Below are 14,091 nucleotides of genomic sequence, written 5' to 3'. Positions count from 1 at the left end.
TAATTCTAGTAACTTGTTACAAATGATTGTATATTTTAATATACATCTTGATGAATTTTTAACATATTTTTTTACATAAAAAATAGAGACTTGCGTCCCTATTTTTTCTACTTCTCTACTACAGTCAAATCTTATTCTTCAACAGCCTCTTCTACTTCTTCTGCTGCTTCTTCTGTTTCAAGAACTTTCATACTTAAACTGATTTTTTTATCTGCTACGTTAAGGTCAACAATTTTTGCTGTAATTTCCTGTCCCACACTTAAAACGTCTGCTGGTTTTTCTACGTGTGCTTTAGAAATCTGAGAAACGTGAAGTAATGCATCTACACCAGGTGCCAGTTCAACGAATGCTCCAAAGTCTGTCATTCTTGCTACTTTACCTGTAACTTCTGTTCCTACAGCATATTTTTCTTCTGCGTTTGCCCATGGATTTGTTTCTGGGAATTTTAAACTTAACGCAACTTTTGTATCGTTGATGTCTTTTACAAGAACTTTAATTGTTTCTCCTACTCGGAATACTTTCTTTGGATTTTCAACTCTTCCCCAAGACATTTCAGAGATGTGTAATAATCCGTCTACTCCACCCAAGTCGATAAACGCACCAAAATCTGTTACATTTTTAACAGTTCCTTCGATGACATCTCCTACTTTAAGGTTAGCAAATAACTCTTCCTGTAATTTTGCTTTCTCTGCAACTAAGAGTTGTCTTCTGTCACCGATTACACGGTTTCTTCTTGGATTAAATTCGCTGATAACAAATTCAATTTCCTGTCCCTGATATTTGCTTAAATCTTTTTCGTATGTATCAGATACTAAACTTGCAGGAATAAATACTCTTGCTTCATCAACAACAACACTTAATCCACCACCTAAAATCTGGTTTACTGTTGCTTTTAATACTTCTTTGTTTTCAAAAGCTTCTTTTAATCTTTCATTTCCTTTTTCTGCTGCTAATCTCTTATATGTTAACAACACCTGACCTTCTCCGTCATTCACTTTCAATACTTTAACAGTCATTGTATCGCCTACTGATACTAAAGTTGTTAAATCAACGTTTGGCTCGTTTGTGTATTCGCTTCTTGTAATAATACCGTCTGCTTTGTACCCTATATTCAAGATGATTTCATCTGGCTTTACATCGATTACAGTACCATCTACGACCTCTCCATTTCGTATTGTTTTTAAAGACTCTTCTAACATTTGTTCAAAAGTTAATTCTGACATTATTTTGAACCTCCTCAATTATATTATTAGGCGTTGACGCCCCTGCTGTAATACCTACCGTTTTTGCCGACCCTAATTGATTCAAATCCAAATCGTCAAGTGTCTGAATATAGTACGTATTGTTGCATACCTTATCACATATTTCAAATAATTTTTGGGTATTAGAACTATGCTTATCACCGATAACTATCATAGCATCTACGCCCTCTGCAATGCTTCTTGCCTCAGTCTGACGTTCAGTAGTTGCATTACAAATCGTATTTAAAACACTTATATCATAACGCTTTTTAGAAATAATTTCAACTAATTCTTCAAATTTCTTGTAATTAAATGTCGTTTGTGATACAATGCACACCTTCTTCGATTTATCAGGCTCAAAATTGTTCACATCTTCCATTGTCTGAATAACTGTCACAGGAGATAAAGACCATCCTTTAATTCCTTCCACTTCAGGATGTTCATTGTTTCCGATAATGACAATCTGACTCCCAGTTTCACTTTCTTTTTTCACAATATTATGAATTTTCTTTACGAACGGGCAGGTTGCATCCACACAGGTAATATTCCTCTCTGCCAGTTTGTCATAAATTCTTTTCGGCACACCGTGAGAACGTATAATCACCACTCCACTCTCCAGATTTTCCAATTCCTCTTCTGTCCGAATAACTTTTACTCCTCTTTTTTTCATGTCCTTAACGACCTCTTCATTATGTATAATAGGCCCATAGGTGTAAATCTGCTTATCCTTTTCTTTTTCAACCTGCTCATAAACTGTTTTCACAGCCCTTTTTACTCCAAAACAAAATCCGGCTGTTTTTGCTACTTTTACTTCCATTCTCTCACCTTTATTCACAATGTTTCAAAATTTCCGCAACAACTTCATCAATAGTCATTTCCGAAGAGTCTATATAGACCGCATCTTCTGCCTGTTTTAACGGTGCTACATCTCTATTCATATCACGGTAATCTCTATCTTCAATATCTTTTGCAATTTCTTCAAGTACACAAGGTACTCCTTTTTCCTTCAGTTCCAAAAATCTTCTCTTTGCTCTTGTATCCACGCTTGCCGTTAAGTAAATCTTTGTTTCTGCCTGTGGGAGCACATTTGTTCCAATATCTCTTCCGTCCATAACGACATTTTCTTTTACAGCCAACTCTCTCTGCAATTCCAACAACTGCATCCTAACCTCTTTTATTGCAGAACTGACAGACGCCATTTTCCCCACTTCTTCTTCACGAAGTTTTGAAGTAATATTTTCTCCATTCAAATATACTTGTTGTACGCCATCCTCATATCCTAATGTAACTACCGCTTCTTTACACATCTGTCCTATTTTTTCCGTTTCATCCGCAGACACGCCATTTTCCAAGAAATATACTGCCATTCCTCTGTATAACGCACCTGTATCCACATAAATATACCCTAATTCTTTTGCTACTTTCTTCGCTATCGTACTTTTTCCCGCTCCTGCAGGACCGTCAATTGCTATATTATATCCCATCTTTTTTCTCCTTTTTTACCAAATATTACTACCTGCCATATACGCCGTGGACCACGCAATCTGTAAATTAAAACCGCCTGTCAAAGCATCCAAATCAAGCACTTCCCCCACAAAATATAAATGAGGAACAAGTTTTGATTCCATTGTCGCCGGATTTATCTCTTTCGTTTTCACTCCACCCTGCGTAATAATTGCCTCTCTAAAAGACCTTGTTCCATTAATAGTCAGTGTAAAATGTTTAATCAGGTGAACAAAATCCATACGCTCTTCCTTTGAAATCTCATTTACTTTCTTTTCCGGTTCAATTCCACTCAGCATAACCATAATCGGTATCAATTTTGCCGGAAACAATTTTGTTATTGCATTTCTGAACTGTTTGTTTTTATTCTCTTCAAAATCTCTCAACACTCTCTGGTTTAACTGTTCCTCAGATAATGCCGGTTTCAAATCTATGACAAGTTTCATCTCTCTGTCACGCAATTTTTTCGTAATATAACTGCTGGCTGTCAGCATAAGAGGTCCGCTGACTCCATAGTGGGTAAATAACATTTCTCCAAAATCATGGTAAATTTCTTTCTTCCCGTCATAAATTGTCGCTTCCACATTTCTAAGCGAAAGCCCCTGTAATTCCCTGACATAGTCTTCTTCTATCTCCAATGGTACTAGCGCCGGATAAACTTCCGTAACCGTATGCCCAACACTATCCGCCATATGATAACCATCTCCTGTAGAGCCTGTAGGCTGATAAGAACAGCCACCTGTCGCCACAATACAATCGTCTGCAACAATCTTCTCACCATTTGAAAGCACTATTCTTTGAAATCCGTCAGCATTCCCCTCAATAGACTTCACCTTCGTATTTAAATAAACTTTTACGCCGAGTCTTTTCATTTCTGCAGCCAAACCATTTATAACGTCTGATGAATGGTCTGACAGAGGAAACACCCTGTTTCCACGCTCTATTTTTGTTCTTACTCCAATTTCTTCAAAAAAAGAAACAACATCCTCATTTGTATATCCATAAAAACTACTATATAAAAACTTTGGATTGGATACAACTGATTGAAACAGCGTTTCCATATCTCCCGCATTTGTAATATTGCACCGTCCCTTTCCGGTAATGAAAAGTTTCCTACCAAGTTTTTCATTCTTTTCAAACAGATGTACTTCATTTCCATTCCGTGCCGCAAAAATGGAGGCAAACATTCCGGCTGCACCGCCACCTATTATAACTACCTTACTCATCTATTCGTCCTCTTTTCTTTCCACTGTTTTCAGTGACATTTTATCATTTACCGGATTTAATTCATCACTGCTATACACCTGATATTCATCCCATATCTCTTCCAAAGTTCCCAATGTAGAAATGACTTCTGTCTGTTTCTTCATGCATAATGCAACGACAAGTGCATTTACTACACTTAAAGGAGCAACAAGCGAATCCACAATGGACGCCATATCGCTTCTTGCAATAAGATTGCATGATGAATATAAATTCATCGGAGAATGTACACTGTCCGTAAGCGTGATTACTTTCGCCTTTCGGTTGCTCGCAAATTCTAATGCTTTTAAGGTCCGCATTGAGTAACGCGGAAAACTAATTCCGATAATAACATCATCTTCACTTATACGAATTAACTGCTCAAAAATTTCACTTGCGCTATTTGTATTAACTAAAGTTACATTGTCAAAAATCAAATTCAGATAAAATCCAAGAAAACTCGCCAACGGTGCACAACTTCTAATTCCTACTATATATATACGTTTTGCGTGAAGCATCGTTTCTACAGCCAAATCAAAGGCATCCTGTTCAATCCCTGCCAGCGTCATTTTTATTTTCTCTATATCAGACTGCAATACCGTTTCCAATATTTCAGACTGTGCAATACGTCCATATGCCACTTCCATACGCTGTATAGAGTTCAGTTTATTTCTAACGAGTTCCTCCAGCGCTTTTTGGAATCCCGGATATCCGTCATATCCCAACTGTGTCGCAAAACGAACAACGGTGGATTCACTTACCCCTACTGTTTTTCCAAGTTTTGCAGCAGTCAGAAACACTGCTTTATCGTAATTCTCAGCGATATATTCCGCTAACAGTTTCTGTCCCTTACTCAGTTTCGCATACTTCTCATTTATTTTACTTAACAGTTCATTCGTATTATTGCTGTTCATCCTCAGCCTCCGTATTCCTTCTCTTTTTCTAAAGATTTATTATACACAACTACAGAAATAAAGAAAACCCTTTCTTTTGATTTTTCTTTCATAAATGCAAAAGAGTTAGCAAATGCTAACTCTTTCAACTCTCTTATACCGGATAACTTCCATTTTCTGTATCTGCAACTTTTTGATCTACTTTTGTCTGTTGTGCTTCTCTATATTTAAAGAAATCGGTTGCAACCTGCGGGAATAACGCATATGATAATACGTCTTCATCCTGTTGTGACCATTGTTTCATCTCGTCTTTTAATGTATCCAATTCATCCGGAATCAAATCAGCCGGACGACAGGTAATTACTTCAGCATCACCAATACATTTCTTCTGCACTTCTTTATTAAATGGTTTTACTGTAGCACCGTATTTTCCGCATAAAACATCTTTTGTTTCCTTTGTTGCCATTTTATAACGTTCACCCATAAGCACATTAAATACCGCCTGTGTTCCGACAATCTGTGAAGACGGAGTCACAAGAGGCGGTTCGCCTAAATCTTTACGCACTCTTGGCACTTCTTCAAGCACTTCATAGAATTTATCTTCTGCTCCCTGTTCTTTTAACTGAGAAGTCAGATTAGAAAGCATACCACCCGGTACTTGATATAGTAATGTCTTAATATTTACACCTAAATTTTTCGGATTTAACAGTCCTGATTCCAATGCCTCATCACGAATCGGACGGAAATAATCTGCAATTTCTGCAAGAAGGTTTTGATCTAACCCTGTATCATACGGAGTTCCTTTAAAGGTTTCTACCATAACTTCTGTTGCCGGCTGTGATGTTCCCATAGCAAATGGTGACATTGCCGTATCAATCACATCTACCCCTGCCTCAACTGCTTTTAAGTAAGTCATTGATGCAACGCCTGATGTATAATGTGTGTGCAACTGAATCGGAAGAGATGTTGCCTCTTTCATCGCTGTAATCAATTCTGTTGCTTTATATGGAACAAGTAAACCTGCCATATCTTTGATACAGATAGATGTCGCACCCATATCTTCAATTTTCTTCGCAATGTCCATCCAATAATCTAATGTATAAGCATCGCCTAATGTATAAGATAACGCAACCTGAGCATCTGCCTTTTCCTTTACTGCTGCTTTTACTGCTGTTTTTAAGTTACGAATATCATTCAAGCAGTCAAAAATACGGATAATATCAATTCCGTTTGCAACAGATTTCTGCACAAAATATTCTACCACATCATCTGCATATGGACGGTATCCCAAAATATTCTGTCCACGGAATAGCATTTGTAATTTTGTGTTTTTAAATCCGTCACGAAATTTACGAAGTCTTTCCCAAGGATCTTCTTTTAGAAAACGAAGAGATGCGTCAAATGTCGCTCCACCCCAGCACTCTACGGAATGATAACCGACTTTATCCATTTTATCAATAATCGGAAGCATCTGTTCTGTAGTCATTCTTGTTGCAATCAAAGACTGATGTGCATCTCGCAAAATTGTTTCTGTAATTTTAATTGGTTTTTTTTCGATTTCCATTATATTGTCCTCCATCTTTATTTAACACCAAAAATCGCCATAAATGTTCCGGCTGCAACAGCAGTACCGATAACTCCCGCAACATTTGGTCCCATTGCGTGCATCAATAAGAAGTTCGTAGGGTCTGCTTCCGCACCGACTTTCTGTGATACTCTGGCCGCCATAGGCACTGCGGATACTCCGGCAGAACCTATCAGAGGATTTACCTTTCCGCCGGTTATCTTACACATCAGTTTACCGAACAGCACACCTGCCGCCGTACCAAATGAAAACGCTACTAACCCTAATGCTACAATTTTAAGTGTATCCATATTCAAAAATGCTTCCGCACTTGTTGTTGCACCTACCGATGTCCCAAGCAAGATAACAACGATATACATCAATGCATTTGATGCTGTTTCCGTCAACTGTCTTACTACTCCACACTCTTTAAATAAGTTACCTAACATAAGCATACCAACAAGCGGTGCTGTTGTAGGAAGAATTAGGGATACAACAATTGTAATAATAATCGGGAAAAGAATTTTTTCTAACTGTGAAACCGGTCTTAACTGTTCCATTTTAATTTTACGTTCTTCTTCCGTTGTTAATAATTTCATGATAGGCGGCTGAATAATCGGAACTAATGACATATATGAATATGCCGCAACCGCAATCGGTCCTAAAATAGCCGTCTGTTGTAATTTACCCGCAAGGAATATAGATGTAGGTCCGTCTGCTCCACCGATGATAGAAATAGCAGCGGCAGCCTTATCTGAAAATCCCATTGCCATTGCACCTAAATATGCTGCAAAAATACCGAACTGTGCCGCAGCTCCCAAAAGGAAACTTTTCGGATTTGCAATCAGCGGACCGAAATCTGTCATTGCACCTACGCCCATAAAAATCAATGACGGAAGAATTGCCCATTCATCTAATAAATAAAAGTAATGTAACAGTCCTCCAACTCCATTTGAAGATTCCTCAATCGACAACATAATATCCGGATAAATATTTACCAATAGCATACCAAAAGCAATCGGAACTAATAAAAGCGGTTCAAATCCTTTTTTAATTGCTAAATATAGGAACCCGCAGGCAACAGCAATCATAACATAGTTTCCCCATGTTAAATTAAAAAACGCCGTCTGGTCCATGAGGTTTCCTAATGTACTTGTAATATATTCCATTTTTTAACCTCCCACTTTACGTTAAATTTGGGAATTTACAATTATTTTTCATATTTGTAATTCCTAGTTTAATGTAGCCATGACTGCTCCTGCTTCTACTGCATCCCCTACTGCTACATCAATACTAGCAACTGTTCCGTCTTCAGGTGCTACTACCGGAATTTCCATTTTCATCGCTTCAACAACGATTACCGTATCTCCTTTTGATACTTTCTGTCCCACACTTGCTTCTACCTTGAACACTTTACCGGCTGCCCCTGCTTTTACTTCAATACTTCCTGCTGCGGCTGCCTGTTTCTGTACCGGCGCTGTTGCCGGTACTGTTGGCGCTGCTGCTCTCTGTGCCGGTGCTACTCCTCCAACTTTTTCTTCTACTGTTACGTCATATACATTTCCGTTTACTGTAATTGTATAATTTTTCATTATGATTTCCTCCTAAATTCATTCTAATTCCAATTATTCGACGTTCTTCGTTTAATTGAACGAACAACAAACCCATCCGATGATGTTCCGGTTTCCGCTGCAATCGCCGCTGTAATAACCGCTACCAATTCCAAATCGTCCATAGCCGAAGTTTCTTTCTGCTCTGCTACTACAGGTTTTGTTTCAACCGTTTCCTTCTCTTCTTTTTTCTTTCCGAATTTTCCCATGATAATAGGAACATATTTTAACAAAGAAATAATAAACGCAAGGAAAATCAGTACTACAAACACCGTACCCATACCTAATACCGTGTTCATTCCTGCTTTTTTAAGTATTTCCGCTGTTGAGTATTTTGCTGAAACATCCATAGACTCCATATTTGATTTATCATCAAACTTAAATTCAATAGTTGCTTTCCTTTCCTCATATGTTGCTTCCGTACTTAAAATAACTTCTTTCGCTTTCACTTCAACTTTATACTTTCCATGTTTTTTATATTCTCCGCACTCATCAACAGACGCCTGCCATGAATGAATCATAGATACAAACTCTTCCTTCTCTATCGGAAGTCCTGACTGAAGCAGCATCATATTTACCTGTAATTCCGAGCCGTCTTCATACTGTGCAAAAGTTTCATCGTCCATCTCCGAAAAACTTTGAATGATGATTTCCGCACTCTGTTCCAGCATCTCTCTATCATACTCTACCGTTTTCTTCTCACTTCCACATCCGACAAAACTAAATGTAAGCACAAAAACGCATAGCAATAAACTAATTCTTTTTTTCACTTTGTTTCACCTCACTAAACCGTTCCGTGTTTTTTAGATGGACGCTCTTCCCTCTTTGTAAATAACATTTCAAACGCTCCAATCACATACTTTCTTGTATCTGCCGGATTGATAATTGTATCTACATAACCTCTTCTCGCTGCCGAAAGCGGACTTGATTGTAATTCTCTATATTTTTCTGCTTCTTCCTTAATAGTATCTGCACCCTCATCTGCATACATAATCTTTGCTGCCAGTACAGCATCCATCATACCGATTTCTGCAGTAGGCCATGCGTATACCATATCCGCTCCGATTGATTTACTGTTCATCGCTACATAGGCACTTCCGTATGCCTTTCCAACAATTACGTTTACTTTCGGAACTGTCGCATCTGCAAAAACATAAGTAAGTTTTGCAACTTCTCTTGCGATGTTTTTCTCTGAACATTTTGTTGCTTCAAATCCCGTTACATTTGTCAATGTAAGCACAGGAATATTAAATGCATCACAGAAATCCACAAATTCTTTCGCTTTTCTACATCCATTTACAGTTAAATCAGTTACATACTCTTCCTGAAGAGTTCCTTCTTCATCATAACGTTTTGAGCAGTTTGCAACTGCACCTACAGTCATTCCGTTCAGACGGATAAATCCCGTCACCATTTCTTTTGCATATTCTTTCTTTGTTTCAAAAAATGCATAATTATCCGAAATCATTGCCAAAGTCATTCTCGCATCACCATAAGCATTTTCAATACCTTCGCAGACTCTGTTCAAATCATCCAAGCATTCATCGTAAGACTGGTCATCTTCATTATTTGCCGGAAGTATTGTTACAAGAGAACGAATCTGGCTTAAAATTTCTTCCTCGCTTCCGATACAGTCAACAAGCCCTGTTTCTTCACTTTGGAACTTAGCTGATGCTGTATCACATTTTTCTACTGAATTTCCCGATATTGCATTTGGTGAATTTACAAATAATTTTCCCTGTTTTTCTTCCATAAAAGTAAAATCAGTGAGAGCAGGAACCATCGCAAGCCCTCCACCGCAAGTGCCGAATATAGCGGTAATCTGTGGAATTACTCCCGAAGCCATTGTCTGTTTGAAATACAGGCTTCCAAAAGCATGAAGCGCATCCGTTGCCTCCTGAAGTCTTAGTCCCGCACAGTCAATCAAAGCGATAACCGGCGCTCCCATTTTCATTGCCATATCGTAAATAGCCGCAATCTTCTTTGCATGCATTTCTCCGATAGACCCGTTTAATACAGTAGCATCCTGACTGTATACATATACAAGATTGCCGTCGATAACTCCGTATCCGGTAATAACACCGTCTGCACGAGTATCTTTTGTCTGCATATTGAAATCAGTTGTTCTCGCTGTAACAGCGCCGCCAATTTCAACGAAACTTCCCGAATCAAGTAAAGCGGCAATTCTCATACTTGCTGGGTTTGCTGTTGTGTTGCTCATGTTTAAGCCCTCCATTTTCTTTAAATTTCTATAAAATTTTAAAAAATTCAACCAAATTCTCTGCCGATTATATTATATAATACGATATTCCAAATAGCAATGATTTTCGTAAAAGATCTGATATTTTTTTCACATACTTTTATTCGTTTTCTCTATACTGGGTATATTAAATTTTTCTTAAGTTTTTCTAAAAAAAGAAAAGAATTATATTTGCACACCATAGTATTTTATGTTATAATTAGTTTCATGGGATAAATGATTACATCAGTAAATTCCTAACGCTTTGTTTCTATCCCGTAACGGACTATTTTGTCCGCACAGGCAAGGCGCTAGAAACGTGTACTTTGAAAATAACATATGGCTTTAAGTTATGTAAGTCTGGAGCCTTACATATCACGAATGAAATTTGTTTTTTTCATTTACACGCCAGTTCTGATGGCAATCTCTTTTTTCACAAAAGAGAAAACAAATTTTATTTTTTATTGGAGGTTTAAACTTATGGGCGCAACAGCAAAAAAAGGAAAATATCCTATTGGATATTGGATTTGTTGTATTACTTACACATTTGAACGTTTCGCTTTCTATGGTACAAAACCACTTTTAGCACTTTTCCTTGCAACTTCAGTTGCAGAAGGTGGTATTGGACTTAGCGAAGTTGATGCAGCTCCTATCGCAGCAGCATTAACATCATTTACTTACATCACACCAATCATCGGCGGTTGGATTTGCGACCGTTTCTTGGGTGCTAGATATGCAGTAACACTTGGTTGTATTTTAATGGGTATCGGATATTTACTCGGATGGCAATCTCACAGTGTCGGAATGGTTTGGGCTATGATTATTGTCGTAGCTATCGGTACAGCATTCTTCAAAGGAAACCTTGCTGCTATCATCGGACGTTTGTTTGATGATGAAAAACTTCTTGACACTGCGTTCTCAATTCAGTACTCATTCGTTAATATCGGTGCCTTCTTTGGTTCGATGATTTGTGCGGCATTATATATGTCAACATTCAAAAAAGGCGATGTATTAGGTTACAGACAGGTATTCTTCCTCTGTGCAATCCTTATCTTCATCGGTGGCGCTATTTTCACAGCCTGCTACGGATTATTACAGGGACAAGGAAAATTACCTTTCAAATACCTTACAGATACACAGGGAAATGTTATCGGACAGGAGAGTCATGAAAAGAAAGAAAAATCTACTGCTCCACTTACAACATTACAGAAAAAGAATGTACTTGCTATTCTTTTAGTTACATTATTCTCAGTTGTATTCTGGTTAGCATACTATCAGCAAGACATTTTCCTTACATTCTATATTCGTGATAATGTAATGCGTACAATTGGTGGATTTGAACTTTCACCTGCTCACTTAACAACAACATGGAACGGTTTATTATGTATCTTCATGAGTTTGGCTGCTGCTAAACTTTGGGAGAAACTTTCAGCCAGACCTCAGGGTGACTTATCTATGTTCCAGAAAGTTACTTTATCATTCGTATTCTTAGGATTATCTTACGGTGCGTTAGCACTTATGGACATCATTAGAGGTGCAGGTAAAGCACACTTCTTATGGATCTGTTTATTCGGTGTATTAATCACTTGTGGTGAAATTTGCTTCTCTCCACTTGGAAACTCATTCGTAAGTAAATTTGCTCCTAAAAAATACTTATCATTGTTAATGGGTATTTGGACAATGGCTTCTTTCATTGCTTCAACAATCAATGGTGAAATCATGAAACTTGTTGAAAAAATGGGTGACTTTAACATCATGTTAGCATTCATGATTATTTCATTCGTTTGTGCAATCGTTATGTTCTTCTTAATCAAACCATTAAACGGTTTAACATCAGAAGGAGAAGAATAAGAATTAGATTTACTTAAAGCTCCATAAAAAAACAGTCTGAAATCAGGCTGTTTTTTTATATGAAAATATTGATTCTATTTTTTTCTGTGATAAAATATTAGTATAGTTTAAATTATACGAATAGGAGGTTATTTCAACATGAAAGTAACAGAAAGAATTGCAAACCTTCGTTCACTAATGACAGAAAAAGGAATTGACGCTTACGTTGTTCCAACTGCTGATTTTCATCAAAGTGAATATGTAGGAGAACATTTCAAGTCAAGAAAATTCATCACAGGATTTAGCGGCTCTTACGGAACTGCCGTTATTATGCAAGAAGATGCAGGTCTTTGGACAGACGGAAGATACTTCTTTCAGGCAACAAATGAATTGGAAGGAAGCGGAATACGCTTAATGAAAATGTTCGTGGGTGACACTCCTTCTGTAACGGAATTTCTCGCATCAAATGTAAAAGAAGGCGGAAAAGTAGGTTTTGATGGGCGTGTATTATCAATGGGCGAAGGACAGGAATACGAAGAAGCCCTTTCACCAAAAAACATTTCCATTGACTATTCTGAAGACTTAATCGATAAAGTTTGGACGGACAGACCTCCACTTTCAGATAAACCTGCATTTTTCCTTCCTGAAAAATATTCGGGAGAAAGCACTTCTTCCAAATTGGAGCGTGTACGTCAGGTTATGCGTGAACACGGCGCTACTGTTCATGCAATCGCTTCTCTTGACGATGTATGCTGGCTTTTAAACGTACGCGGAGATGATATTGATTTCTTCCCACTTTTGCTTTCCTATGCCATTGTCAAGATGGACAGCGTTGAACTATACATAGACGAGAAAAAATTAAATGATGAAATCTTATCTGAATTTGGCAAAAACAATGTAAATATTCATCCATACAATGATATTTACGAAGATATTAAAACACTTTCAGCCAATGACACCATTATGATCGACCCAATGAAAATGAATTATGCGCTCTACAAAAATATTCCTTGCAAAATCGTAGAACACGCTAATCCTACTATTCTTTTCAAGGCAATGAAAAATCCTGTGGAATTAGAAAACATCAGGCAGGCGCATATTAAAGATGGTGTTGCCATCACAAAATTTATGCACTGGATTAAAACACGCTACGACAAAGAAACCATCACAGAACTAAGTTCTGCCGACAAACTGACAGGTTTCCGCGCTGAGCAGGAAGGTTACATTCGCGACAGTTTTGAACCTCTCTGTGCATTTAAAGATCATGCAGCAATGATGCACTACTCTCCTTGTCCTGAAACAGACGTAAAATTAGAAAGCGGAGCTTTCTTCTTGAACGATACAGGTGGAGGATATTTTGAAGGTTCTACGGATATTACAAGAACATTTGTACTCGGTTCTGTTGACAATGAGATGAAAAAATACTTCACGGCAGTTGTTCGTGCCATGATGAATTTATCAAGGGCAAAATTCTTATACGGTTGCTACGGTTACAACCTTGATATTCTCGCAAGAGGACCTATCTGGGATTTAGGGTTAGATTTCCAATGTGGTACAGGACACGGTGTAGGTTACTTAGGAAATATTCACGAAGCACCTACCGGTTTCCGTTGGTATGTTGTTCCAAGTAAAAACGAACATCATCAGTTAGAAGAAGGTATGGTTATCACAGATGAACCGGGTATTTATGAAGATGGCAAATTCGGTATCCGTATCGAAAATGAGTTTATTGTAAAAAAAGCAGAACAAAATAAATACGGTCAGTTTATGGAATTTGAAACAATCACTTTCGCTCCTATCGACTTGGACGGTATCGATACGCAATATATGACAAAATTCGAGATTGAATGGTTAAACAACTATCATGCGCAGGTATACGAAAAAATCGCTCCTCATCTTACAGAAGAAGAGAGAGAATGGTTAAAAGAATATACTCGCGCCATCTAATTCGGGAGCATCCCAAAGTTTG

Annotated in this window: 12 protein-coding genes; 2 read left to right on the top strand and 10 right to left on the bottom strand. The window is 37.7% G+C overall.

The annotated features are described in order from the left end of the window. Positions 1-131 precede the first annotated feature (131 nt). From rpsA to ACYPXO_RS00020, 10 genes are all read right to left on the bottom strand, one after another. The gene (rpsA, locus tag ACYPXO_RS00065) at positions 132-1,223 is read right to left on the bottom strand and encodes a 30S ribosomal protein S1 (RefSeq protein ID WP_459638712.1); all 1,092 of its coding nucleotides are present in this window, start codon (positions 1,221-1,223) and stop codon (positions 132-134) included. Continuing rightward, positions 1,204-2,058: a 4-hydroxy-3-methylbut-2-enyl diphosphate reductase gene (gene ispH, locus ACYPXO_RS00060; protein WP_459638711.1), complete on the bottom strand. Its 855-nt coding sequence runs from the start codon at positions 2,056-2,058 to the stop codon at positions 1,204-1,206. The genes rpsA and ispH overlap by 20 nt, the downstream gene beginning before the upstream one ends. Before the next feature lie 10 nt (positions 2,059-2,068). Beyond that, on the bottom strand, positions 2,069-2,725 hold the full coding sequence (gene cmk / locus ACYPXO_RS00055; RefSeq protein ID WP_459638710.1) for a (d)CMP kinase: 657 nt from the start codon (positions 2,723-2,725) through the stop codon (positions 2,069-2,071). Between the two features lie 15 nt (positions 2,726-2,740). Continuing rightward, complete coding sequence (locus ACYPXO_RS00050; RefSeq protein WP_459638709.1) at positions 2,741-3,970, bottom strand: BaiN/RdsA family NAD(P)/FAD-dependent oxidoreductase; 1,230 nt, start codon at positions 3,968-3,970, stop codon at positions 2,741-2,743. Then, positions 3,971-4,900 (bottom strand): MurR/RpiR family transcriptional regulator, encoded by a 930-nt coding sequence (locus ACYPXO_RS00045; protein WP_459638708.1) that lies wholly within the window; start codon positions 4,898-4,900, stop codon positions 3,971-3,973. A 133-nt stretch (positions 4,901-5,033) separates the two neighbouring features. After that, a complete protein-coding gene (locus ACYPXO_RS00040) occupies positions 5,034-6,446 on the bottom strand; it encodes an oxaloacetate decarboxylase subunit alpha (RefSeq protein WP_459638765.1) in 1,413 nt (470 codons plus the stop codon). A 14-nt stretch (positions 6,447-6,460) separates the two neighbouring features. Further along, on the bottom strand, positions 6,461-7,612 hold the full coding sequence (locus ACYPXO_RS00035; RefSeq protein WP_459638707.1) for a sodium ion-translocating decarboxylase subunit beta: 1,152 nt from the start codon (positions 7,610-7,612) through the stop codon (positions 6,461-6,463). Between the two features lie 63 nt (positions 7,613-7,675). Next, on the bottom strand, positions 7,676-8,035 hold the full coding sequence (locus ACYPXO_RS00030) for a biotin/lipoyl-containing protein (protein WP_459638706.1): 360 nt from the start codon (positions 8,033-8,035) through the stop codon (positions 7,676-7,678). Between the two features lie 23 nt (positions 8,036-8,058). Further along, the gene (locus ACYPXO_RS00025) at positions 8,059-8,823 is read right to left on the bottom strand and encodes an OadG family transporter subunit (protein ID WP_459638705.1); all 765 of its coding nucleotides are present in this window, start codon (positions 8,821-8,823) and stop codon (positions 8,059-8,061) included. Between the two features lie 14 nt (positions 8,824-8,837). Beyond that, positions 8,838-10,274 carry an acyl-CoA carboxylase subunit beta gene (locus ACYPXO_RS00020; RefSeq protein WP_459638704.1) on the bottom strand — a complete coding sequence of 479 codons (1,437 nt, stop codon included), beginning with the start codon at positions 10,272-10,274 and terminating at the stop codon, positions 8,838-8,840. A 498-nt stretch (positions 10,275-10,772) separates the two neighbouring features. Between ACYPXO_RS00020 and ACYPXO_RS00015 the strand changes: the two genes are divergently transcribed. After that, positions 10,773-12,143 (top strand): peptide MFS transporter, encoded by a 1,371-nt coding sequence (locus ACYPXO_RS00015; RefSeq protein ID WP_459638703.1) that lies wholly within the window; start codon positions 10,773-10,775, stop codon positions 12,141-12,143. Positions 12,144-12,281: 138 nt separating this feature from the next. After that, entirely contained in the window at positions 12,282-14,069 is a 1,788-nt protein-coding gene (locus tag ACYPXO_RS00010; RefSeq protein WP_459638702.1) for an aminopeptidase P family protein, read from the top strand. The last annotated feature ends 22 nt before the right edge of the window (positions 14,070-14,091 follow it).

Source organism: Faecalimonas canis (assembly GCF_054601575.1).
The sequence above is the reverse complement of the archived record's forward strand: the minus strand, read 5'-3'. Positions and strand labels throughout refer to the sequence as shown.